Origin of the sequence: Streptomyces ambofaciens ATCC 23877 (assembly GCF_001267885.1) — a bacterium.
Taxonomy (GTDB): domain Bacteria; phylum Actinomycetota; class Actinomycetes; order Streptomycetales; family Streptomycetaceae; genus Streptomyces; species Streptomyces ambofaciens.
On record NZ_CP012382.1, the window covers coordinates 2,396,651 to 2,420,522 of the forward strand.

A 23,872-nucleotide genomic window follows, 5' to 3' on the forward strand; every position below is an offset into this window, starting at 1 on the left:
CCTAGCTCGTCAGGAGGCGCGCATGCCGCGCAGGAGAACTCTCGGTACGAGGAAGAAGATCGCGCTGCTGGTCGGCGCGGCGACGGTGGCGGGAGGCGGGGCGTTCGTGGCGGCGAACGCCTCGAACGCCGCCCAGACCACCCAGAACGCTCGGACGACGTCCGCTCAGGACTCCTCCGTCTGCCAGGGCCTGGCCACGGCGTTCGGCAACAACCAGCGCTTCATCGAGGGCCAGCGGGCCGCTCCCGACGCGCAGTCCGAGGCCAGGATCGCCAACCGCGAGGCGGTCCTCGCGGAGATCGAGCGCAAGCAGGCGGCGTCCGGCTGCGCGGTCGGGGAGTCGGCTCAGGACTCCCAGGCCACGCAGCCGCCGCAGGCCGGCCAGGAGGCGGATCAGGAAGCCGGACAGGACGCCGGGCAAGGGGCCGGGCAGGACGCCGGGCAAGGGGCGGGGCAGGACGCCGGGCAGCAGGCCGGGGATCAGGCGGGAGGTGCCGCGCAGGCCGGAGAGCAGGTGTGCGAGGGCTCCACCGTCACCCTCTCCGGCGAGGGCGGCGCGCCCGCCGCGTCCAGCAACCAGTTCCCGGTGGGCACCAGGCTCAAGGTGACCAACCTGGACAACGCCAAGTCCACGACGGTGGAGGTCGCCTCCGCCTCGGGAAGCTGCGTCCTGCTCAACAACGCGGCCTTCGAGCAGGTCCGGGAGGAGGGCAAGTTCCTGATCCGGCGGGCGCTGATCGAGAAGGTGGCATGAGGCTCAGCCCGCCGCGGTGAGGAAAGCGCCGAGGCGGTGGCCCAGGTCGGGCGGCGCATCCTGCGGCAGCGCGTGGTGGGACACGTCCGGCAGGACGGCCATCTCCACCCGCGGCAGCAGCGCCCGCGCCCGGGTCGCCACCTCGGACGGGTCGTGGGTCCTGCTGTTCCCGGCCAGGAGCAGCAGGACCGGCACGTCCAGCCCGCGCAGCCGGCCCGCCTCGGGACGCGGTCCGGTCACCGGCCGGCGGGCGGGGAAGCCGACCGCCGCCTCCTGGAGGGCCAGCCAGTCGGGGTCGGGGGTGCCCGACCCGGTCTCCCAGTCCAGGAAGGCGCGCACCCGGCGGGGCGTGGGCCGCAGCAGCGACGGCAGCGCGCGCAGCAGGTAGGCCGCCTCGAACCCGGCGAAGCACTGGGTCGGGTCCAGGAGGAACAGGCGGCGTATCCGGCCGGGTGCGTGCAGCGCGTGGTGCAGGGCGATCCAGGCGCCGTAGGAGTGTCCGCCGAGGGCCGTCTCCCCGATGCCGAGGCCGTCGAGGAGGGCGTCCAGCCAGCCGTTGAGGTCGGCGACCGTGCGGGGGTGGCGGTCGCCGGCCGGCGCGCTGCGGCCGGGGGCGCCGATGAGGTCGACCGCGTGGAGGCGGTGGGTACGGGCGAGTTCGCCGGCCTGGGCGTACCAGGAGGCCGAGGTCGCCGCGCCGCCGCCGGGGAGGAGGACGACGGGCGGGGCGCCGGGCGGGCCGACGACGTTGACGTGGGTCTCGCCGAAGGGTGTGGTGACCGTCGTGGTCTCCCGTCCCGCCGGCCACCTGTCCATGACCTTGTCGTACGCGGCCTGGAAGCGGCCGTCGTCGTACGTGCCGCGAGCGCTCATGAACGGGCCCCCTGCCCTTCGGTGTCCTCTCGCGCCGAGTATTCTCTTGCTCGGCGAGATACTTGTCGGGCGAGATGATAGCGGAGGCGGAACCCATGGCCGAGCAGGGACCGGAGATGGAGATCGTCCACCTGCTGCGCGCGGTCGCCGTGGAACTGGGGGCGCACAGCGCACGGTTCGCGCAGCGTCACGGCATGCACCCCACCGACGTCCGCGCGCTGATCGCGCTCATGGACGCGTCCCGGTCGGGCGAGGCGATGACCGCCGGGCGGCTGGGTGCCGCCCTCGGGCTGAACTCGGCGGGGACCACCGCCCTGGTCGACCGGCTGGAACGGGCCGGTCATGTGCGGCGGGTGCGCGACGACCGGGACCGGCGCAGGGTCACCGTCGAGGTCGACGAGCGGGCGGTCGGCCTCGGCTGGTCCCATTTCGGGCCGCTGATCGGGCGGGCGGTGGAGCTGCTGCGGGGGTACGACGAGCGGGAGTTGCGGGCGATCGGCTCCTTCCTGGCCGGCATGCGCGAGGCGGCGGCCGAGGACGGGCGGGAGGCGTAGGGCGGCAGCACGGGTCGCAGGCGCGGGACAGGGGCCGAGCACGGACCGCAGGCACGGGACGGCGGCCGAGCACGGACCGCAGGCACGGGACGGCGGCCAGCACGGGTCGCAGGCGCGGGACAGGGGCCGAGCACGGACCGCAGGCACGGGACGGCGGCCAGCACGGACCGCAGGCGTGAGAGGCACGCCACACCGACCCCAGGTAACACGGGGTTCACATACGGGCAACGGACGGGAAATCGCCTGTTGGCACGCTGCACGGCAGTAGACGCGACGCCCCGGCCCGCTCCGGTCCGCCCCGGCGCCGCAGCACCCGCATGTGCGCCCAGACCCACCCCGAAGGATGTGTCCCCGTGACCTTCAAGGCCGAGTACATCTGGATCGACGGCACCGAGCCGACGGCCAAGCTCCGTTCCAAGACGAAGATCATCACGGACGCCCCCGCGGGCCTGGACGCCCTGCCGATCTGGGGCTTCGACGGCTCCTCCACCAACCAGGCCGAGGGCAGCTCCTCGGACTGCGTGCTCAAGCCGGTCTTCTCCTGCCCCGACCCGATCCGCGGCGGCGACGACATCCTGGTGCTGTGCGAGGTCCTCGACACGGACATGACCCCGCACCCCAGCAACACCCGCGCCGCGCTGGCCGAGCTCTCCGAGCGGTTTGCCGCGCAGGAGCCGATCTTCGGCATCGAGCAGGAGTACACCTTCTTCAAGGGCGCCCGCCCGCTCGGCTTCCCCGAGGGCGGCTTCCCGGCCGCGCAGGGCGGCTACTACTGCGGCGTCGGCTCGGACGAGATCTTCGGCCGTGACGTCGTCGAGGCCCACCTGGAGAACTGCCTGAAGGCCGGTCTCGGCATCTCCGGCATCAACGCCGAGGTCATGCCCGGCCAGTGGGAGTTCCAGGTCGGCCCGCTGGCGCCGCTGGAGGTCTCCGACCAGCTGTGGGTCGCCCGCTGGCTGCTCTACCGCACCGCCGAGGACTTCGGCGTCTCCGCCACCCTCGACCCCAAGCCGGTCAAGGGCGACTGGAACGGCGCGGGCGCGCACACCAACTTCTCCACCAAGGCGATGCGCGAGGGCTACGAGGCGATCATCACCGCCGCCGAGTCGCTCGGTGAGGGCTCCAAGCCGATGGACCACGTCAAGAACTACGGCGCCGGCATCGACGACCGCCTGACCGGCCTGCACGAGACCGCTCCGTGGAACGAGTACTCCTACGGCGTCTCCGACCGCGGCGCCTCGGTCCGCATCCCGTGGCAGGTCCAGAAGGACGGCAAGGGCTACATCGAGGACCGCCGCCCCAACGCCAACGTCGACCCGTACGTGGTGACCCGCCTGCTCGTCGACACCTGCTGCACCGCGCTGGACAAGGCCGGCCAGGTCTGAGCCGGACCCCCGCTCGCTCCGAAGGGCGCCCACCACGACGGTGGGCGCCCTTCGCGCTGCCTCCGCGGCCACCCGCCTCGTACAGGGCGCCGACGGCCTCTGCGGGGGCCGTACGGCGGCGAGTTCGCGCCGGCCGGCGTCCACGCAGTGAGAGGAGGCTCCTGCCGCGGGCCCGCGTCTGCTTCAATGGACCCATGGTCAGCCTCCGGAAGCACGCAGCGACGGGTCGCCATGACCTCGAGCCCTTCTGGCCCTCCCGTCAGCACGACGACTTCGACCGGGTGTGTTGCCGCGCGACGACCGCGCCGGCCCGCTAGGAAGCCGTACACCGCCCGGGCGGACACACCCGGGCCACCCGGGCGTACACGACCCGGGCTTCCCACCGGCGCGCACGACGTACGTCCCCGCGACGCGCCCGATCACCGACTCGCGCCCGTCGCCCCACCCGACGAACCTCTCGCGCGAAAGAGCTGACGTCTCATGGCGACCACCCGTTCCCTGTCCACCGTCACCCTCGACTCCCCCGCCCTCCCCGCCCCCGTCGGCCACCGGCACGGACTGCGCGCCGTCGACCGGGACGAGACGGTGGACGTCACGGAGTTCCTGCCGCCGGGCGCCACCTGGCTGCCCGCACCCCCGCACACCCTGCCCTCGCTGCCGGGCCGTCCGCCGATGGTCGGCTACCTGGTGCTCGTCCCGGCCGACCAGCAGCCGCCGTTCCCGCCGGCGGGCGGTCCCGCGGCGGCGGGGAAGGACACCGGGGCGGGTGCCGGCGGGCAGGGCGGCGACCCGCTCGTCCGGATCGACACCGGGCGCCGCACCGCGGCGGTAGACGGCCGTGAACTCGACCTGACCTACCTGGAGTTCGAGCTGCTCGCCCACCTCGTCACCCACCCCCACCGGGTGCACACCCGTGACCAGCTGGTCATGACGGTGTGGGGGTACGGCCACGTGGGCGACGGCCGCACCGTCGACGTGCACGTCGCGCGGCTGCGCCGCAAACTCGGTGCCGAGCACCGGCGGACGATCCAGACCGTGCGGCGCGTGGGCTACAAGTACACGCCGCCCACGGGGCGCTGAGTCTCTGCTGTCGGCAGACGGGCGTTCCCTTCGGGCCCCGTGCCGGGCACAGTGGCCCGCATGAGGCTACTGGTGCTGGGTGGTACGGAGTTCGTGGGGCGGGCCGTGGTCGAGGCGGCGCTCGGTCGCGGCTGGGAGGTGACCGTCTTCCACCGCGGGCGGCACGCGCCGCCGTCCGGAGCGCGGTCGCTGCACGGCGACCGCACCGCACCCGACGGACTCACCGCCCTGGCCGACGGCACGTGGGACGCCGTCGTCGACACCTGGTCGGCGGCGCCCCGGGCGGTGCGGGACGCGGCGCGGCTGCTGCGGGGCCGCGTCGGCCGGTACGTGTACGTGTCGAGCTGCTCGGTGTACGCCTGGGCCCCGCCCGCCGGGTACACCGAGGACGCCGCGCTCGTCGACGGCGCCTCGGCGGACGCCGGGCAGAGCGACTACGCCCGTGACAAGCGGGGCGCCGAGCTGGCCGTCCTGGACGCCTTCGGCGCGGACCGCTCGGTGCTCGTCCGGTCGGGGTTGATCCTCGGCCCGTACGAGAACATCGGGCGGCTGCCGTGGTGGCTGAACCGCGTCGCGCGCGGCGGCCCGGTGCTCGCGCCGGGCCCGCGGGACCTGCCCGTGCAGTACGTCGACGTCCGTGACCTCGCCGACTGGGTCCTCGGAGCGGTGGAACGGGAGCTGAGCGGGCCGTACAACCTGGTCTCGCCGCCCGGGCACGCCACGATGGGCGACCTGCTCGACGCGTGCGTCGCCGCCACCGGCGCCCCGGCCGAGCTGGTCTGGACCGCGCCCGGCACCGTCCTCGGTGCCGGCGTCGAGCCGTGGACGCAGCTGCCGGTGTGGACGCCCCCGGGCAGCGACCTGCACGACGCCCTGCACGGCGCGGACGTCTCCCGGGCGCTGGCGGCCGGCCTGACCTGCCGTCCGGTCGGCGACACCGTCACCGGCACCTGGTCCTGGCTGGAGGGGATCGGCGGCACGGCACCGCGGCGCCCGGACCGGCCGCCGGTCGGTCTCGACCCGGAGACGGAGGCGAAGGTCCTCGCCGCCGACCGGGGCTCACGCGGGGAAGGCCCCGGCGCCCGGCGCCCCGGCTGGGGTGTACCTGGCACCACCCCCTGACCGGGGGCTCGGCCCCGTGACCCGTGGTCTTCGCCCGGGCGAGACTACGGGCATGGACATCGACACGAAGAGCAGCGGCGTCGGGACGAGCACCGGCCAGGGCCGGGCACCTGCGCGGGGCGTGGCGCTGGCGGCCGTACGGGGGCTCGCGCTGGTGCCGATCTGCCTGATCGGCTCGGTGCTGTGCTTCTGCCTGACCCTCGTGTCCGTCGCCCTCGTCCCGATCGGGATCGGCCTCGTCACCACGCCGTGGGTGCTCACGGGGGTGCGGGCGTTCGCGGACCGCCGCAGGCTGCTCGCCGTCGAGTGGGGAGGGGTGCGGATCCCGCGGGCGTACCGGCCCCTGCCGAAGGACGCCAACCCGTGGGCACGCACCTTCGGGATGCTCCGCGACCCCGCGACCTGGCGGGACTTCCGCTGGCTGCCGGTCGACATGACGGCGGGTACCGTCACCGCGCTGCTGGCCTTCGCGCTGCCGCTGTACCCGCTGGAGGGGTTCGCGATCGCGGCCGGCCTGTGGCGGGTCCTGCCCGACGGGTACTGGTACGGCTTCGTCCGGGTCACCGACCAGGTCTCGGCCCTCTACGCCGCCGGCCTCGGGGCGGTGGTCCTGCTCGCCGCCCTCTGGCTCACCCCGCGCCTGCTCCACGCCCACTTCCGGCTCACCGGTGCGGTCCTCGGCTCCGGTCAGGGCGAACTGGCCGAGCGGGTACGGGTGCTGACCGAGACCCGCCGCGACGCGGTGGACACCTCCGCCGCCGAACTGCGCCGCATCGAGCGCGACCTGCACGACGGCGCGCAGGCCCGGCTGGTCGCCATGGGCATGGACCTGGGCACCATCGAGACGCTGCTGGAGAAGAACCCGGAGAAGGCCAGGGAGCTGCTCGCGCAGGCCCGGCGGTCCTCCGCGGAGGCCCTGACCGAGCTGCGGGAGCTCGTGCGCGGCATCCACCCGCCGGTGCTCGCCGAGCGCGGCCTCGGGGACGCCGTGCGCGCCCTGGCGCTGCGGATGCCCGTGGAGACCGAGGTCGCCGTGGACCTGCCCGGCCGTGCGGAGGCGCCCGTGGAGGCCGCCGCGTACTTTGCGGTCAGCGAGGTCCTCACCAACGCCGTGAAGCACTCCGGTGCCGACCGGATCTGGATCGACGTGCACCACGCCGAGGGGGCGCTGCGCATCGCCGTCACCGACGACGGCAAGGGCGGGGCGGCGGTGGCCGCCGGGTCGGGCCTGGCGGGGGTGGAGCGACGGCTCGGTACATTCGACGGCGTCATGGCCGTCGGCTCGCCCGCGGGCGGCCCCACCATGGTCACCATGGAGATCCCTTGCGCGTTGTCCTAGCCGAAGACCTGTTCCTGCTGCGCGACGGACTCGTCCGGCTCCTGGAGGCCCACGACTTCGAGATCGCCGCGGCCGTCGAGACCGGCCCCGAGCTGTCCCGGGCGCTGGCCGGACTGGAGCCGGACGTCGCCGTGGTCGACGTCCGGCTGCCGCCCACGCACACCGACGAGGGCCTGCAGTGCGCGCTCGAGGCCCGCCGCGCGCGACCGGGACTGCCGGTCCTGGTCCTCTCCCAGCACGTGGAGCAGCTGTACGCGCGCGAGCTGCTCGCCGACGGCACCGGCGGGGTCGGGTACCTGCTCAAGGACCGGGTGTTCGACGCCGAGCAGTTCGTGGACGCCGTGCGGCGGGTGGCGGCGGGCGGCACGGTGATGGACCCCCAGGTCATCCAGCAGCTGCTCAGCCGGCGCGCGGCGGCGGACCGGCCGCTGGAGCGGCTGACGCCCCGGGAGCTGGAGGTGCTGGAGCTGATGGCGCAGGGGCGGACGAACGCGGCGATCGCCGGCCGGCTCGTCGTCACGGAGCGGGCGATCGCGAAGCACACGGCGAACATCTTCGCCAAGCTGAGTCTCGAGGTCTCGGACGACGACAACCGCCGTGTGCTGGCGGTTCTCGCGTATCTGGACCACGGTCGCTGACCTCACCCGCCCCACGGAACCCGGCAATCACCGAGACGACTGAACACCCCTGGGACCGACTCCGTAAGAAAGGGAGCCGCTTCACTCCTGTCGGGCGCCCTCGATGCCCCGCAAGGAAGTCAGAGGAGTTCCATGGGACGCAACACAAGAAAACGCCGTTCACCGCTGGCCACCAAGCTCGTAGCCGGGGCGGCGGCCCTGGCGGTCGGCGGGGGCGGGCTGGTGTGGGCCAACTTCTACGCCTCGGCGCACGAGGAGGGTCCGGGGCACCACCGGACGAGGTCCGCCGCCGCGCAGGTCGCGACGATCGACTGTCCCGACGTGGGCCAGCAGATCTCCGGCGTGCCGGACCGGGCGCGCGGTGAGGTCGACGGTGAACTGGCCACGCTGGACAGCCAGATCACCGAGGCCTACCAGCGCCTCGCCACCACGCGGCAGGCGCAGGCGGGTGACTCGCAGTACGTCCGCAACGCCATCCTCGGCCCGCTGAAGGACCGACGGAAGGCGGTCATCGACCGGATCCAGCTGGAGATCAACCGGGCCGGCGGCCGGGCCGACGACAACCTGGACGAGCTGGCCGGATGCCAGGGGCAGCCCGCCGAGCAGCCGCAGAGCGGCGACGGGCAGGGCGGGAACGGTCAGAACGACGGCCAGAACGGCGACGGGCAGGACGGTGGAGGCCAGAACGACGGCCAGAACGACGGCCAGGACGGCGGCCAGGACGGTGGTCAGAACGGTGACGGCCAGGACGACGGCCAGAACCAGGACGACAACGGCAACGGCGTCGCCGGCCCGGTGGCCGACGACTTCGTCGACATCAACGACGTCGAGCCGAACTCCCGCAACAGCCAGAACGGGCTGGCCGCCGACGGCGACGGCGGTTCCACCGGCACCTTCACCACGGACTGCGGTGTCAACGAGAACAACCTGTTCAACAGCGACAACCTGATCGCCGCCCCGGGCGTCGACAACGGCGCCCACCACACGCACGACTACGTGGGCAACCAGGACAACGACGCCTTCTCCAGCGACGAGGACCTGGCGGGCGCGGACACCTCGTGCCAGAACCAGGGCGACAAGTCCACCTACTACTGGCCGGTGCTGCGCCTCCAGGACGGTACGCAGGAGTTCGACGCGAACGAGCAGGGCGGTGGCGCCGAGGGCAACATCGGCAGGATCCTCAAGCCGGCCCAGGCCGAGCTGAAGTTCGTCGGCAACCAGCAGAGCGACGTGGTCGCCATGCCGAAGTTCCTGCGCATCATCACCGGCGACGCCAAGTCCTTCACCAACGGCGACGCGAACGCCAACAGCTCCTGGAGCTGCACCGGCTTCGAGGACCGGCAGGTCACGGACAAGTACCCGCTGTGCCCCGAGGGCAGCCAGGTGGTGCGCACGGCCAACTTCCAGAGCTGCTGGGACGGCCAGAACATCGACAGCGCCAACCACCGGGACCACGTGGCGTTCGTCCAGGCGGACGGCAGCTGTGCGAACGGCTTCCAGGCCATCCCCCAGCTCCAGGTCCGCCTGGTGTACGACATCCCCACCCCGACCGTCGAGAACGGCCAGGTGCAGAACCCGTACGCCGTGGACAGCTTCCCGGAGCAGCTGCACAAGCCGATCACCGATCACAACGACTTCATCAACGTCATGGACGACGACCTGATGAACGAGGTCGTGGACTGCATCAACAACGGCGAGGACTGCCAGTAGCCGCGGCACGGCCGCAGCACGAGGGCCGGTGGCGGGGAAACCCGCCACCGGCCCTCTTCGCCGTCCCGCCCCGCGGGGGGTCAGCCGCCGTGCGCGCCGTGCCCGGCCGGGTGCGCGCCGCCGTCGTGCCGGGCGCCCTCCTCCAGGGTCCCGCCGAGCCGGCCGCGCAGGCCGGCCACGACGTCCTCGTGGCCGACGGCCACCCACTTGCGGCCGACGAGGTAGTGACCGCCGTAGTCCTTGGCCGTGTTGATCCACTCGCGCTGTCCGCGGTCGGTGGAGAAGGTGGCGAGGACGTACTTCTCCTCGCCCTTCCCGCAGAGGGCCTGGCGGATGGTGTCGGCGTCGGTCTGCATGTTCGGGTCGCACCTCACCTCGGCGGCCAGGTGCTCCAGACTGCCGGTCGCCGTCTCGGGCACGGCCGCCTCGCCGTCCCCGTCGGCTCCGCAGCCCGTCAGCGCCACCACCGCCGCCGCGGCCAGCACGAGCATCGGTCGGGTCAGCCTCATGTGTTCCTCCGGTCCGTTCCGGCGTCATGCCGCACGGAGCCCCGGCGAGGGCTCTCGCCATCGATACGGCCGTGGGGCCCGAAGTACTCAGAAACCGGCGGGCATTCGGTGACGGACGTGTCCTCGCGGGCACGGTCGTGCGAAAGTGGCGCCGTGGACCAGGACTGGGAAGACCGTGTCGCCGCCGCATGGGCGGCGTTCGACGACCGCACCGACACCGGGGACGACGGGGCCGCCTTCCGCGCGGTGATCGACGCCCTCGCCGACGAGTTGCCCGCGGACAGCCCCCTCGGCCTGTTCGAGCGGGCCTGCGCCTGGGACTCGACGGGCCACTCCGACCGGGCCGTGCCGCTGTACCGCGAGGCGCTGGCACGCGGCCTGGGCGAGGTGAGCGGTTACAAGGGCCGCCGGGCGAAGATCCAGCTCTCCAGCTCGCTGCGCAACACCGGGCACCCGCAGGAGGGCGTGAAGCTGCTGTCGTCCGAACTGGTCGCCCCGTCCGACGAGTTGGACGACGCGGTGCGCGCCACGCTGGCGCTCTGCCTGTCGAGCATGGGCCGCGACCGCGAGGGCCTGTCGCTGGTGCTCGGCGCCCTGGCGCCCCACCTGCCGCGCTACCAGCGCTCGATGGCCGAGTACGCGCGGCTGCTCGTGGAGACCGAGGACTAGCGCCGTGCGCGCACGGTGACCATCCACCGGTTCGCTCGTTCTGCTGAACGTGCAGTCACAGGATGTCGCCCCGCCCCCCGCATCGTCCTCCGCCTCCTCGGCCGGCCCGGTCGTCGACGTCGAGCAGGCCGAGGCCGCGCTCGTCGAGCACTATCCGCGCCTGGTCCGGCTCGCCTACCTGGTACTGCCGCCGGGCCTCGGCCGCAGCCGCCGGGTGCTGACCGCGCACTCCCTCACCCAGCGCGCGCTGCCCCGGAACCGGACGACGACCCCCGTGATCCCGGCCCAGTCGGCGGGCCGCGACACGGACCCCGGGTACGCCCTGGTCCGCCTGCGGGTGGTCCGTACGGCACTGGAGGCCGGCCTGCCCCTCAAGCGGCGCGCCTGGCCCAAGCGGTCCCAGTTGCCGCCGCTGATGCCCCAGGTGCGCGGGCTCAAGCTCTTCCCGCGCTCCGGCGGCGCCGACGAACTCGCCCTGGACCAGCACCTGTCCGCCCTGACCGCGCCGGGCCGGGCCGCCTACGTACTGCGCGGCCTGGAGAACCTCCCCGACGGTGCCGTGCGGCAGCTGCTCGCGGCGGCCGGGGTCGCCGACGCCGAGGCCGCGCTGCGGGAGGCCGACCAGGTGCCCGCCCGGTACGCGCTGCTCGCCTCCCCCGAGTTCGACCCCTGCTCGCTCCAGGCCCGGCCGACCGATCTGATGCGCCGCCGGCAGCACACGAGGGCCGCCCTGGTCGCCGGGGCGGCCCTCGTGGTGTGCGGGGCCCTGCTGGGCCTGCCCGGCGACGGCTGGGGGCCGGACGGCGCCGCCGCCCCCGCGTACGCGCGGAACCCGGCGGCCGAGGCGGCCCTGGACCCCGCCGAGCTGACGAAGGCCGCCCCGGCCGCGTGGAAGACCTCGGCGCGCACCGACTTCTCGGTGTGGCCGGCCCGCGGTGACCTCACCGGTGACGAGGAGCTGCTGCGCCGCGCCCTGGCCGTGTGGGCCCGTCCCGGCGAGAACGTGGGCGTCTCGGCGACACCGGGCACCGCGACCGGCGGCCCGGCCGGCCCGCCCCAGCTGCTGTACGCCGGGATCGTGGACAACGCGCGCGTGGTGATCCTGCACGACGGTCTGCGTCTCGCCCGGTACGCCGAGCCGAAGGACGGCGCGGCCGGCGCCGCCCTGGACTTCGCGCGCACCGACGGCGCCCGCCGGGCCGAGGCCGGCGCGGTGGTCCTGGGCCGTACCGACGGCAACGTCCGCTATCTGACGGCGCCCTGGGTGACCGGGGCGGCCGAGCGTGATCTCACCGAGCCGGACGCCGGCGCCAGGGACCTGACGCTGACCGACGGCGTGACCTCGCCGATGGCCGGCCCGGTGCAGCACCAGTCCGGCGCGTGCACGTCCTGGAACGCGCTGGAGCTGGCCGACGGCTCGGACACCCGTCTGGTGACCGACCTCGGTGAGCTGGTGCCGGCCCGCCTGACCAGTGGGCGTCCCGGCTCGGTGCGGGACGCCTCCGGCGCCGAGGCGGCCGCCTGGGCGCCGTACGCCTGTTCGCTGGGTTCCGTGCGCGGCCAGGGGGTGCGGTCGGTGAACGCCTGGGCGTACGCGACCCAGCCGTTGCCCGACGCGAGCGGTGCGGGTGCCTGGGTGTGCACCCGGGCCGAGACCTGGCGGGGCGAGGGCGCCCGGGTGCTGGCCCAGTTCCGGACGCCGGGCGGGGTGCAGGGCGCGGTGGCGGCGAAGGCGCAGGACGTGCCGGCGTGCGGTGAGCGCGACCCGCACGTGCTGGCCGGGGTCCTGTGGAAGTCGGAGGGCGGGCACTGGTACCTGCTCGCCGCCGGGGACCGGGGCACCGAGCGGATCGAGGCGACGGGCGGCATCGGCGACTCCGCCGACGGGAACCTGCTGACGGCGAAGGCCGAGCAGGGCGCGCGGGCCGAGCTGAAGGGCACCCTGGAAGGCGGGCGGACCATCGGCGGGCTGCGCTGAGGCCCCCGGACCGCGCCGGGTGTCCCGCTGCCGGGACGCCCGCGCTCCTGCCGGACCTGTGAACACCGATGACCGGTCCGGCCCGTTCGGGGGCCGGATTGAATCGGTAAGGTGTTCGTATGACTACCGGGGTGCGCCGCAGAATGGGCGTCGAGGAGCGGCGGCAGCAGTTGATCGGCGTCGCGCTCGAGCTGTTCAGCCGCCGCTCGCCCGACGAGGTCTCCATCGACGAGATAGCGTCGGCGGCGGGCATCTCGCGTCCGCTGGTGTACCACTACTTCCCCGGCAAACTCAGCCTCTACGAGGCCGCGTTGCACCGCGCCTCGGACGAACTCGCGAGCCGGTTCGTGGAGCCCAGGGAGGGCCCGCTGGGCGCGCGGCTGCTGCGGGTGATGGGCCGCTACTTCGACTTCGTCGACGAGCACGGCCCGGGTTTCTCGGCGCTGATGCGCGGGGGTCCGGCGGTCGGCAGCTCCACGACGAACGCCCTCGTGGACTCGGTACGGCAGGCCGCGTATGTCCAGATCCTTTCGCACCTGGGCGTCACCGACCCGCCCGCGCGGCTGGAACTGGTCGTCCGCTCCTGGATCTCGCTGGCCGAGTCGACGGCTCTGATCTGGCTGGACGGGCGCCGCATCCCGCGCGCCGAGCTGGAGACCCAGCTGGTGCACGACTTCGCCGCGCTGACCGCGGTGAGCGCCGCCCACGACGAGGAGATGGGCGCGCTGCTGCGCCGGGTCCTGGCGGAGGAGCCGGCCGACGGCCCGTTCGGGGACCTGGTCGGCCGGCTGATCGCGCTGGCGTCGTAGCTCAGACCTCGGCCTTGCGGTAGGACGGGTCGAGGTCGCGCACCTCGGCCGACAGGTGCAGGGTGATCCCGTCCCGGGGCTGGACGTGCCCCCGCAGCAGTTCCACCACGACTTCGGTGAGCCGCGCCTTGGTGTCGTCGGAGCGTCCGGCGAGCAGGGCGATCGAGACGTTCACGATGGCGTGCCCCTCCCGCTCGCCCCCGACGGCCTCGTCCTCGCTGCGCAGGACCCGCGTCTTGCACGCCTCCGGCCGGGCGGCGGCCGTGTCGACGATCACCGGGTGCAGGGCGAGCGCGAACTTCTCCCAGTCGACGTCGTCGAGGTGTGCGGAACGCTCGACGGTGATCTGCGGCATGGGTGCTCCTGTTCTACGGCGGACAGGAGCACCCTAACCGCAGCGCCCCGCTAGCCGGCGCGGGTGAAAACGGCCACGGTGCGGGCCGGAACCGTGAAGGTGCCCGATTCCTCCGCGTAGGCGGCGTTCTTCACGATGGGGTCGGATCCGGACGCCTGGACCGGGTGCAGCCGGTAGCCGGTCCCGGCCGCCGCCTCGACGCGCTGCCGCTGCCGCTCGGGCGTGGCGTTGAAGACGACCACCAGGTCACCGAGGCGCATGGTGATCACGCCGGGTGTCTCCTCCTCGCCGGAGAGCGGGAAGCCGAGCCGGGACTGCACCTGGCCCGCCGTGGTGAGGGAGAAGTCCTTCTCGCCCGTACGGATCTTCAGCAGGTCCCGGTACGCCGCCGAGGCCCCCTTGATCTGCGGGCAGCCGGCGGTGACCGTGCCGAGCAGGGGCGTCGCGTACGGCCACTTGTCCTGGTTGTCGGCGGCCGGGGGCAGCCCGCGGCCGAAGCCGTTGCCGTCGGCGCAGTTCCAGTGGACGGCGTTGAACCAGTCGCCGCTGTCGTAGGAGTTGCGGTCCAGCGACTTGGAGCGCAGCAGGTCGGTGCCCGCCTGGGAGAGCGCCGGGCCCTGCGAGAGGGCGGCGGTCGCCATGGCGAGGACCTGCATGCGGGCCCGGTCGTCGGCGGACGTGTCCTTCGGCAGCTTGAAGGCGAGCGCGTCGAAGAGCGACTCGTTGTCGTGCGCGTCGGCGTAGGCGAGGGCGTCGCCCGGCGCCGCGGCGTACCCGGCGGGGGCGCCGTTGTAGTCGACCTCGGAGCCCTCGACCTCCTTGCCGCTGGTGTCGGTGAAGGTGTAGCGGGCCAGGTTGCCGGAGAGGCCGACCTTGATCAGGTCCTGGTAGTGCAGCAGGCGCGACCTCTGCTCGGCGGGGGTGCCGTTGGCCTTCGACGCGTTGGGGTCGGTGAACAGGCCGGACGCGAAGCCCTGGACACCGGGGTCCTCGTCGAAGGGGCCGCCGCCGCGCACGGCGTCGCGGGCGCGGTCGGAGAAGGTCGCGACGCCGGTGCCGGCCATGTTCTTCTGGGTGGCCTGGGTGAAGCGGGCGTCGTCGGCGATCTCGCCGAAGTTCCAGCCCTCGCCGTACAGGATGATCTTCTTGCCGTCGACGCCGTCCTTCGCGACGGTGAGCGCGTCGAGGGCCTCGCGGACCGCGAGGATGTTGGCCTTCGGGTGGTGGCCCATGAGGTCGAAGCGGAAGCCGTCGACCTTGTACTCCTTGGCCCAGGTGACGACCGAGTCGACGACGAGCTTGCCCATCATGGCGTTCTCGGTGGCCGTGTTGGCGCAGCAGGTGCTGTTCGCCACCGAGCCGTCGGCGAGGAGCCGCTGGTAGTAGCCGGGGACGATCCGGTCGAGGACGCTGGTCCTCGCCTGGCCGCTGGCCGCGGTGTGGTTGTAGACGACGTCCATGACGACCCGCAGGCCGTCGTCGTTGAGCGCCTTGACCATCTCGCGGAACTCGACCGTGCGGGCGGTGCCGTCCGGGTCGGTGGCGTAGGAGCCCTCGGGGACCGTGTAGTGGTACGGGTCGTAGCCCCAGTTGTAGGCGTCCTTCGCCGCCGCCTTCGCCACGCACTCCTGCTGCTTCTCGGAGTCGGCCGGGAGCGCGGCCAGGTCGCAGTCGACGGTGGCCTGGTCGGACTTCCGCTCGGGGATGGTGGCGATGTCGAAGGCGGGGAGGAGGTGCACGTGGGACGTGCCGGCCTTCGCCAGCTCGCGCAGGTGCTTCGAGCCGTCGCTGTCCTTGTCGGTGAAGGCGCGGTAGGTGCCCCGGTGGGCGGCGTCCGCCGTCCGGTCCGCGACCGAGAAGTCGCGGATGTGCAGCTCCTGGATCTGGGCGTCCCGCAGCGGAACGGCCTCGGGCTTGTCATAGCTCTCCCAGCCGCGCGGGGCGAGGGAGCGGTCGTCCAGGTCGACGACGAGGCTGCGCTCGGAGTCGGTGGTCAGGGCGAGCGAGTAGGGGTCGGTGACCTTGTTGGTGACGACCTGGCCGGCGTCCGGCGCCCACACCTTCACGGCGTAGCGGTAGTCCTCGCCCTTCCAGGACCTCGGGCCGGTGACGGACCAGACGCCGGTGGTGTCGTCGCGCCGCATCCGGACCGTGCGGTCGTCGATCTCCAGGGACACGCTCTGCGCGGTCGGCGCCCACACGGAGAGCGTGGGGCGGCCGTGCCGGAAGGTGGGGCCGAGGTCGGCCTTCGTCGCGCGGGCCGCGTACAGGTCGTCGAGGGCGCCGGCGATCTGCACGCCCGTCGCCGCCAGGACGGCGCCGTCGGCCGTGCGCTGGGAGGCGACGACCTGTCCGCGCAGGGCCTCGCGCACCCGGTCGCGGTCGCGCGGGTCGACGGACCAGGCGGTGTACTCCCTCAGGTGCGGGTACTTCGCCTTCTGGGCGTCGGTCAGGGTGGTTTCCGTCAGGCGGAGCCACTGCTCGTCGTCGCCGGTCAGAGTGCCGTCGGCGGCCTTGATCGAGCCGGTGCGGGAGGCCAGGAGCTGGGTGGAGGCGGCGCCTTCGGAGCCGTTCCAGGCGACGGTGTTCCGGTCGATCCAGACCGCCTCGGAGGTGGTGAGGTCGACGGCGGCCGCCGAGCCCTCGGGCTGCGGCAGCAGGTACTTCTCCTCGCCGCTCAGCAGCCACACCTCGTGGCCGTCGGACTCGAGGTCCAGGGCCTGGTCGGTGGGCAGGTCCTTCTCGTCGCCCTTGTGGAGGATGTAGTTGAGGCTGGTGGCGCCTTCGGTGAGCGGAACCTCGAAGACGGCGCCGTAGGGGTCGGTCCGTACCGGCGCCAGGGGCTTCGCCCAGTCGGTGGGGTGCGCCGCGCCGCCCCAGACGTGCAGGCCCCAGCCGTCGTATCCCCCGTCGGCGCGCTGGTAGTGGAGGACCGCCTTGGTCGTGTCCTGGGCGGGGTACTCGGGGCGCTCCGTGACGACCCGCTCCTCGCCCTGTTCGATCCACACCTCGCCGGTGCGGGTGACGTCGATGGTGCGGTCGGCGGTGACGTCCTTGTTGCCCTCCTTGTCGACGACCAGGAAGTTCACGTCGGTCGCGCCCGGCTTCAGCTTGACGTGGGCGAAGGCGCCGTAGGCGTCGCGGCCGGTGAAGGGGTGGCTGTCGGGCCAGGTGGTCGCCTCGCCTTCGGCGAGGTCGCCCCAGGCGTACAGGCCCCAGTCGTCGTAGTTCCCGTCCTCGCGCTTGTAGTGGACGATCGCGTGGTCGCGGGAGGCGGCGGTGGGGGGCTGCTCGACGGGCGGGGTGCCGGTCGTGGAGGCGGCCGTGGCACTGGCGGTGCGGCCCGCCGGGTCGACGACGACCGCCTTGTAGCGCAGGGCGGTGCCGGCGGGGGTGTCCTCGCCGATGGTGTGGGTGACCTTGTAGGGGGCGTGGTCGGCGGAGCCCAGGGTGCGCCACCTGCCGTTGCCGGTCTGGGCGGCGAAGACGACACGGCCCGGCTGGGCGCCGGTGACGTCGGCCGTCAGCTCGACGGTGCCGGTGGCGCCGGGCTCGGGGGCGGTGAGGGTGATCGCCGGGTCGGTGGCGGGCTCGGTGAGCCGGTCCGCGGCCTTGAGGACGACGGTCGACCCGGCGGGCACGGTGACCGTGACCTTCCGGTCGGCGCCGGAGCGCACGGTGGCGTCGGTGCCGTAGAGGCCGCGGAAGGTCATGCCGGCCGAGCCGGTCGCGAAGGTCTCGGTCCTCGCCTCGTCGGCGTTGTTGAAGGCGACCACGTACTCGGTGCCACTCCCGGCGTCGGTGCGGGAGAAGGCGTAGACGCCGGCTCCGTCGGCCGCGTGGCGCTCGGTCTGGACGCCGTCGGCAAGGGCGGGGTGTGCCGTGCGCAGCTTGGCGAGAGCACTGATCTGCCGGTAGAGCGGTGCTCGCGTGTCGTAGGCGTCGTCGGCGTGGGTGCGGTCGGTGCCGAGCTGGTCGTCGTCCAGGTAGTCGGCGGTGCGGGAGGCGAACATCGGCTGGCGGGCGTCCTTGTCGCCGCCCGCGCCGGTGAAGCCCTGCTCGTCGCCGTAGTAGATCACCGGATTGCCGCGGCTGAGGAACATCAGCTCGTTGGCGAGCCTGTCCTTCTTCAGCAGTTCGGCGTCGGTGGCGTCCGGGTCGTCCTGCTTCAGGAAGGTGCCGAACCGGCCCATGTCGTGGTTGCCGAGGAAGGTGACCTGTTCGTAGGCGTTGGCCTTGTCGGTCGTGTACTTCCAGTCGTCACCGAAGACGGCCGCGAGCTTCTCGGCGCTGCCGCCCTGGGAGACGTAGGCCCGGGCCGCGTCCTGGAAGGGGAAGTCCAGCGTGGAGTCCAGGCGGCCCTGGGTGACGTACGGGGAGGTGACGGCGGTGTCGGCGGAGTAGACCTCGCCGAACATGAAGAAGTCCTCGCGGCCCTTCCTCGCGGCGTACGCGTCGAGCGCGGTGGCCCACTGGGTCCAGAACTCCATGTTGACGTGCTTCACGGTGTCGATCCGGAAGCCGTCGACGCCGAAGTCCCGGACCCACCGCTGGTAGATCTTCTCCATGCCCTCCACGACCTCGGGCCGTTCGGTCCACAGGTCGTCGAGGCCGGAGAAGTCGCCGTACGTCGTCGACTCGCCCGCCCAGGTGGAGTCGCCCCGGTTGTGGTACATCGTCGGGTCGTTGAGCCAGGACGGGACCTTGAGGTCCTTCTTCGCGGCGGGGACGACCGGGGTGCGCGGGAAGGAGCCGGAGCCGACCCGCGGGAACCTGCCGGAGCCGTCGGCGTGGTCGGCGTCGTCGAAGGGCTCGCCGTCCTTCGTCAGGTACGGGAAGGCGCCCTTGGAGAGGTAGCCGGAGGACTTCGGCTCGTGGTCGACGACGTCGGCGGTGTGGTTGGTGATGACGTCGAAGAAGACCTTCATGCCCTTGGCGTGTGCCTTGGAGATGAGGTTCTTCAGGTCCTGGTTGGTGCCGAAGTGCGGGTCGACCTGGGTGAAGTCGGTGATCCAGTAGCCGTGGTAGCCGGCGGAGGCGTTCTCCCCGGTGCCCTGCACGGGCTGGTTCTTGAAGAGGGGCGCCATCCAGAGGGAGGTGGTGCCCAGGCCCTTGATGTAGTCGAGCCGGTCGGTGAGCCCCTTGAGGTCGCCGCCCTGGTAGAAGCCCTTGTCGGTGGGGTCGTGGCCGGTGGCGAGGCGGGTGCCGGTCAGACCGCCCTTGTCGTTGCGCGAGTCGCCGTTGGCGAAGCGGTCCGGCAGGACGAAGTAGAACTGCTCGCGGGTGAGGTCGTGCCGGGCGGGGGCCTTCGCGAGCTTGGCATCCGACGGGGGCGCGGGCGGGGCGTCGGCCCGCGCGGCGAGGGGTGGGAGGAGGGCTGCGGCGAGCGCGGCCACGGTGACGGCCGCGACCCGTCTCACTCGTGCGGTGCGGCGCGTGTCAGGCACCGGCCTTCTCGGTATCACGGGCGTGAGCTCCTTGCGACGACGGCTCGATCGGGTCCGACCCCGGCGAGACGGTAGCGCTGCCGCAAGAGTTGCGGCAAGGGTCATGAAAGTAACGGAAAGAACTTTCACGAACTCCCACGACCCTTGCCCCGTCCGTCCGTTCAGCAGGCGGACTTTCCGGCGTACAGCGCCAGCGCCGTGTCGGCGCCGAGGGTCGCGGTGAACTGGCCCGAGCCGTTCACGGTCACCGGCTTGTCGCTCTGGACGTCGCAGTACGTCCCCGCCGGCAGCGAGGTCTGGTAGGTGCGGGTGAGCGCGCCCGACTCGTGGTTGACGACGACGTAGCCCTTGCTGCCGCGCCCGAAGGCGATGGCGTCGTTGCCGTTGTCCCACCAGTTCGTGACCGCCTGGCCGCGTGTGGCGTTGCGGAAGGCGACCATCGACCTGATCTCGGGCCAGGCGTGCTGGCACTTCCAGCCGCCCTGCCAGCAGGCGTCGACCCGACCGCCGTTCGGCGGCCCGGCGTCGTGGTTCGACCACTCGTAGCCGGAGTTGACGTCGGGGGCGCCGTAGGGCCAGGCCAGCATGAAGACGTTGGCGAGGGTGTAGTTCGCGCCGCTCTTGTAGTTGAGCGTGGAGCCGTTGCGCTCGGTGTCGTGGTTGTCGACGAAGACACCGGCGGAACCGCTGCTCAGATACCCCCAGCCCTCGCCGTAGTTCTTCAGGTAGGCGAGGTTCTCGTTGGTGAAGACGCGCTTGAGGTCGGACGCGTACCGGAACTCCTGGACGTCACCGCTGCCGGTGTACTCACCGGGCTGCACCGCCTCGCCGGCACCGAAGATGACCTCGTGCTTCCAGTACACGCCCGGGTTGCTCAACCGGGACTTGACGGCGGCCAGGTCGGCGGCCGGGATGTGCTTGGCCGCGTCGATGCGGAAGCCGTCGACGCCGAGGGAGAGCAGGTCGTTCAGGTACCCGGCGATCTTCCCGCGGACGTAGTCCTCGCCGGTGTCGAGGTCGGCGAGGCCGACCAGCTCGCAGTGCTGGACGTTGTACCGGTCCTGGTAGTTGCCGATCTGGGAGCGGCAGTCGTCGAGGTCGTACGAGGAGTACAGGCCCGGATAGTCGTACTTGCCGTACGACGAACCGCCGGTCCCGGTGCCGCTGCCGGCCGACATGTGGTTGACCACGGCGTCGGCGACGACCTTCACACCGGCCGCGTGGCAGGTGTCCACCATGTTCTTGAAGGCGGCGCGGTCACCGAGCCGGCCGGCGATCTTGTAGCTGACGGGCTGGTAGGAGGTCCACCACTGCCCGCCCTGTATGTGCTCGGCGGGCGGGGAGACCTGGACGTAGCCGTAGCCGGCGGGGCCGAGGGTGGTGGTGCACTCCCGGGCGACGGAGGCGAAGTTCCACTCGAAGAGGACGGCGGTGACGTCCTTGGCGCCAGGCGGGGAGGCCTGGGCGGACGTCGGGGTCATGACAAGGGCGGCCGCCGCCAGAGCGACGGCCCCCGTGAGGGCTCTGCGTGCCATGTGGGGTTCCTTCATCGTCGAAGGCACTGTGGGGAGCCGAAGGCGTCCGAAGACCGCTTGAATACTCTTGCTGAAATCTTCAGAAACCTTGCGGTGACGCAGATGTTAAGGGTTCATCGACCGAAAGGGCAGCGGTCGGGACGAAGTCGGAGCGGGAAGGTGCGCCGGGAGGCCCGCACCGGTGCGTTGTCGGTGCCCGGTCGCATACTGCGCCCATGCAGATCACCGAGGCCGTACTCGCGCGGGCCTGGCGCCGGCTGGCCGCAGGCTCCGACCTGCTCGACGACACCGTGCTCCCGCCCATCGGCACCTCGTACGAGCAGTACGAGGAACACGTGGAGGGCGGGTACACCGGGCTCTACCTCGTCCTGGAGGACGACGGCACGGTGTGCGGCTACAGCGGCCCCTACGACGAGGTCTTCATCGCCCGCGACCTCGACGAGACGCTGTACTTCCTGGCCGAGGAGGCCGTCCGCGGACTCGACGGGACGGTCGCCGGCCAGGCCGTGCTGATGGACCGGATAGACCCCGCCTGGGGCCGCGGCTTCCGCGGCGGCGGCCCGGACGGCACGGAACCCGCCCCGCCCTGCGGACGCGACCCGCTGGAGGGGTTCGCGTGGATCGCCGGCTCGTGGCACGAGCAGACCCCCTACACCAACCTCGCGTTCTTCCGCGGCGAGAACGTCAGCGCCGAACGGATCGCCCTGTCGCACGGAGCCGACCCCGGGCACGTGGCCGCGGGGACCCGCCTGGCCGACCTGACCGACATGACCGGCGCCGACCGCGGCTACTGGGACACGGACTGGAGGAGTTGCTGCTTCGGGCAGGCGGGTGACTGGGCGTTCCTGCTGTACCACGACACACCCCCCGGAGCCCGGGCCGACAGGGGAGCGCTCGCCGGGAAGGCCGTGACGGAGACCGTGCGGCTGAGCGCCTGCTCCGCGAAAGCCATCTACACCCTGGACTACACGCGCGACGGCCACCGGGTCGACGACGACGGGATCGTCGAGCTGATCTACTACGACCGGGGCCGCACCCCGTACGTCCGGGGCGGTCGGCTCGACTTCCTCAACCGGGCGATACGCCGCGCCGAACTGGACCACCCCGAGGTGACCGACGAGTTCGCCCTCTACTTCCACGCCCTCGAGACCTCCCTCGGGCTCCGGCTGCCCCAGCGGGACATCCGGGAGGGAACGGTCCGGGCGGCCCTGTGGGCACCCGGCGGCGGACGCTGACCGCGTCGACGCACCGCACGCGATGAGGGCCCGCCGCTCCCGCAAGAGGAACGGCGGGCCCCGGTGGGCGAGCGGTCAGGCCCGCGTCCACCACACCGTCGTGTCGGCCGGCACCTTGGCCTCGCCGTCGGCTTCGGTCACCTCACCGCTGGCCAGCAGGACCCGGCCGTGGCTGGGCACCGTCACCGACTCGCCGGTGGTGTTGGCGACGCACACGAACTCGCCGCGCCGGAAGGCGACGACGCCCTCGGGGGCGCGCAGCCACTCCACGGTGTCGCCCGCGCCGAGGTCCGCGTGGTCGCGGCGGACGGCGAGCGCGGCGCGGTACAGCTCCAGGGTCGAGCCGCTCTCACCGGTCTGCGCCTCGACGCTCAGCTCGCCCCAGCCGGCCGGCTGCGGCAGCCAGCTGCCGCCGGCGCCGAAGCCGTACGACGAACCGGTGCGCGTCCAGGGGATCGGCACCCGGCAGCCGTCGCGGAAGCCGTCCTGGCCGGCGCCCCGGAAGTACGCCGGGTCCTGGCGCACCTCGTCGGGCAGGTCGACGACGTCCGGCAGGCCCAGCTCCTCGCCCTGGTAGACGTAGGCCGAGCCGGGCAGCGCCAGCATCAGCAGGGTCGCGGCCCTGGCCCGGCGCAGGCCGAGGTCCCGGTCGCCGGCCAGGCGGATCTGGGTGCCGAGTCCCGCCGGGTTGGCGAAGCGGGTGGCGTGCCGGGTGACGTCGTGGTTGGACAGCACCCAGGTGGCCGGGGCGCCGACCGGGCGCATGGCGTCCAGCGTGCGGTCGATGACCGTGCGCAGCTCCTCGGCGTCCCAGTGGGTGCCCAGGTACTGGAAGTTGAAGGCCTGGTGCAGCTCGTCGGGGCGAACGTAGTTCGCGGTGCGCTCGACGGTCGGGGTCCACGCCTCGGCGACGAAGATGCGCCCACCCGTCTCCCGCCCCCGCCCTTCCGCGGAAGGCCCTTCGGACCCCAGTGCATCCGCGTACTCGTCGAGGATCAGCCGCCACTGGCGGTAGATGTCGTGGACGCCGTCCTGGTCGAAGAAGGGCATGACATCGTTGCCCAGCAGCTTCAGCTGCTCGTGGGATCCAAGGTCGGGAAGCCCTTCGGCCTTCACCATGCCGTGGGCGACGTCGATGCGGAAACCGTCGACGCCCATGTCCAGCCAGAAGCGCAGGATGGAGCGGAACTCGTCCCCGACGGCCGGGTGCTCCCAGTTGAAGTCGGGCTGCTCGGGGGCGAAGAGGTGCAGGTACCACTCGCCGGGGGTGCCGTCGGGCTCCGTCACCCGGGTCCAGGCCGGGCCGCCGAAGATGGACTCCCAGTCGTTGGGGGGCAGCTCACCGTCGGCGCCCTTGCCGGGGCGGAAGTGGTAGCGGTCCCGGGAGGGGGAGCCGGGGCCCTCGGCGAGGGCGCGCTTGAACCACTCGTGCTGGTCGGAGGAGTGGTTCGGGACCAGGTCGACGATGATCCGCAGACCGAGCCCGTGGGCGTCGCGGATCAGCGCGTCGGCGTCGAGCAGGCTGCCGAACATGGGGTCGACGGCCCGGTAGTCGGCGACGTCGTAACCGGCGTCCGCCTGCGGGGAGGCGTAGAAGGGGCTGAGCCACACGGCGTCCACGCCCAGGTCGCGCAGGTACGGCAGACGGGTGCGGACACCCTCCAGGTCGCCCATGCCGTCGCCGTTGCTGTCGGCGAAGCTGCGCGGGTACACCTGGTAGATGACCGCGTCCCGCCACCAGTCGCGGCGCCCCGCGACGGTGGCGGTGGCGGAGGTGGGGGCCGGTGCGGCGGAGTGCTGCTGGCTCATGGCGTCCTTGTGATGTGACGGGTTCCGGTCAGGAAGGCGTGGGTGGGGGTGACGGGGGGGGCGGCCGGCCG

At 72.7% G+C, this 23,872-nt stretch carries 18 protein-coding genes; 12 read left to right on the forward strand and 6 right to left on the reverse strand.

The window, feature by feature from the left end:
- Positions 1-22 precede the first annotated feature (22 nt).
- On the forward strand, positions 23-754 hold the full coding sequence (locus tag SAM23877_RS10805) for an RlpA-like double-psi beta-barrel domain-containing protein (RefSeq protein WP_053129729.1): 732 nt from the start codon (positions 23-25) through the stop codon (positions 752-754).
- Positions 755-757: 3 nt separating this feature from the next.
- Here the strand turns inward: SAM23877_RS10805 and SAM23877_RS10810 are convergent, their stop codons facing one another.
- Positions 758-1,627, reverse strand: a complete 870-nt coding sequence (locus SAM23877_RS10810; RefSeq protein ID WP_053129732.1) for an alpha/beta fold hydrolase — start codon at positions 1,625-1,627, stop codon at positions 758-760.
- Positions 1,628-1,722: 95 nt separating this feature from the next.
- Here SAM23877_RS10810 and SAM23877_RS10815 point away from each other — a divergent pair, with 95 nt between their 5' ends.
- The 7 genes from SAM23877_RS10815 to SAM23877_RS10845 all read left to right on the forward strand — a co-directional run bounded on the left by SAM23877_RS10815 (position 1,723) and on the right by SAM23877_RS10845 (position 9,455).
- On the forward strand, positions 1,723-2,181 hold the full coding sequence (locus SAM23877_RS10815) for a MarR family transcriptional regulator (RefSeq protein WP_162492101.1): 459 nt from the start codon (positions 1,723-1,725) through the stop codon (positions 2,179-2,181).
- A 353-nt stretch (positions 2,182-2,534) separates the two neighbouring features.
- Positions 2,535-3,566, forward strand: coding sequence for a glutamine synthetase (gene glnII / locus SAM23877_RS10820; protein ID WP_053129738.1), 1,032 nt, complete (start codon positions 2,535-2,537; stop codon positions 3,564-3,566).
- A 480-nt stretch (positions 3,567-4,046) separates the two neighbouring features.
- Complete coding sequence (locus SAM23877_RS10825; RefSeq protein ID WP_053129740.1) at positions 4,047-4,646, forward strand: winged helix-turn-helix domain-containing protein; 600 nt, start codon at positions 4,047-4,049, stop codon at positions 4,644-4,646.
- Between the two features lie 60 nt (positions 4,647-4,706).
- Positions 4,707-5,768 carry an SDR family oxidoreductase gene (locus SAM23877_RS10830; RefSeq protein WP_053129743.1) on the forward strand — a complete coding sequence of 354 codons (1,062 nt, stop codon included), beginning with the start codon at positions 4,707-4,709 and terminating at the stop codon, positions 5,766-5,768.
- 52 nt (positions 5,769-5,820) lie between these two features.
- A complete protein-coding gene (locus SAM23877_RS10835; protein ID WP_053129746.1) occupies positions 5,821-7,107 on the forward strand; it encodes a sensor histidine kinase in 1,287 nt (428 codons plus the stop codon).
- Complete coding sequence (locus SAM23877_RS10840; protein ID WP_053129749.1) at positions 7,092-7,745, forward strand: LuxR C-terminal-related transcriptional regulator; 654 nt, start codon at positions 7,092-7,094, stop codon at positions 7,743-7,745. The genes SAM23877_RS10835 and SAM23877_RS10840 overlap by 16 nt, the downstream gene beginning before the upstream one ends.
- Before the next feature lie 132 nt (positions 7,746-7,877).
- The gene (locus tag SAM23877_RS10845) at positions 7,878-9,455 is read left to right on the forward strand and encodes a DUF1996 domain-containing protein (RefSeq protein ID WP_053129752.1); all 1,578 of its coding nucleotides are present in this window, start codon (positions 7,878-7,880) and stop codon (positions 9,453-9,455) included.
- A gap of 80 nt (positions 9,456-9,535) precedes the next feature.
- Here the strand turns inward: SAM23877_RS10845 and SAM23877_RS10850 are convergent, their stop codons facing one another.
- Positions 9,536-9,964 (reverse strand): hypothetical protein, encoded by a 429-nt coding sequence (locus SAM23877_RS10850; protein WP_053129755.1) that lies wholly within the window; start codon positions 9,962-9,964, stop codon positions 9,536-9,538.
- 153 nt (positions 9,965-10,117) lie between these two features.
- Here SAM23877_RS10850 and SAM23877_RS10855 point away from each other — a divergent pair, with 153 nt between their 5' ends.
- The 3 genes from SAM23877_RS10855 to SAM23877_RS10865 all read left to right on the forward strand — a co-directional run bounded on the left by SAM23877_RS10855 (position 10,118) and on the right by SAM23877_RS10865 (position 13,420).
- A complete protein-coding gene (locus SAM23877_RS10855) occupies positions 10,118-10,633 on the forward strand; it encodes a tetratricopeptide repeat protein (RefSeq protein WP_053129758.1) in 516 nt (171 codons plus the stop codon).
- Positions 10,634-10,682: 49 nt separating this feature from the next.
- Positions 10,683-12,611, forward strand: a complete 1,929-nt coding sequence (locus SAM23877_RS10860; protein ID WP_053129762.1) for a hypothetical protein — start codon at positions 10,683-10,685, stop codon at positions 12,609-12,611.
- 143 nt (positions 12,612-12,754) lie between these two features.
- Positions 12,755-13,420, forward strand: coding sequence for a TetR/AcrR family transcriptional regulator (locus tag SAM23877_RS10865; protein ID WP_053129765.1), 666 nt, complete (start codon positions 12,755-12,757; stop codon positions 13,418-13,420).
- A gap of 1 nt (position 13,421) precedes the next feature.
- Here the strand turns inward: SAM23877_RS10865 and SAM23877_RS10870 are convergent, their stop codons facing one another.
- From SAM23877_RS10870 to SAM23877_RS10880, 3 genes are all read right to left on the reverse strand, one after another.
- Positions 13,422-13,775: a 5-carboxymethyl-2-hydroxymuconate Delta-isomerase gene (locus SAM23877_RS10870; protein ID WP_053129768.1), complete on the reverse strand. Its 354-nt coding sequence runs from the start codon at positions 13,773-13,775 to the stop codon at positions 13,422-13,424.
- A gap of 50 nt (positions 13,776-13,825) precedes the next feature.
- Entirely contained in the window at positions 13,826-19,240 is a 5,415-nt protein-coding gene (gene pulA / locus SAM23877_RS10875) for a pullulanase-type alpha-1,6-glucosidase (RefSeq protein WP_053129771.1), read from the reverse strand.
- 143 nt (positions 19,241-19,383) lie between these two features.
- Entirely contained in the window at positions 19,384-20,757 is a 1,374-nt protein-coding gene (locus tag SAM23877_RS10880; RefSeq protein WP_079030135.1) for an alpha-amylase, read from the reverse strand.
- A 215-nt stretch (positions 20,758-20,972) separates the two neighbouring features.
- Here SAM23877_RS10880 and SAM23877_RS10885 point away from each other — a divergent pair, with 215 nt between their 5' ends.
- Positions 20,973-21,992 carry a hypothetical protein gene (locus tag SAM23877_RS10885; RefSeq protein WP_053129773.1) on the forward strand — a complete coding sequence of 340 codons (1,020 nt, stop codon included), beginning with the start codon at positions 20,973-20,975 and terminating at the stop codon, positions 21,990-21,992.
- A gap of 75 nt (positions 21,993-22,067) precedes the next feature.
- Here the strand turns inward: SAM23877_RS10885 and SAM23877_RS10890 are convergent, their stop codons facing one another.
- On the reverse strand, positions 22,068-23,801 hold the full coding sequence (locus SAM23877_RS10890; protein ID WP_053129775.1) for a glycoside hydrolase family 13 protein: 1,734 nt from the start codon (positions 23,799-23,801) through the stop codon (positions 22,068-22,070).
- Between the last annotated feature and the right edge of the window lie 71 nt (positions 23,802-23,872).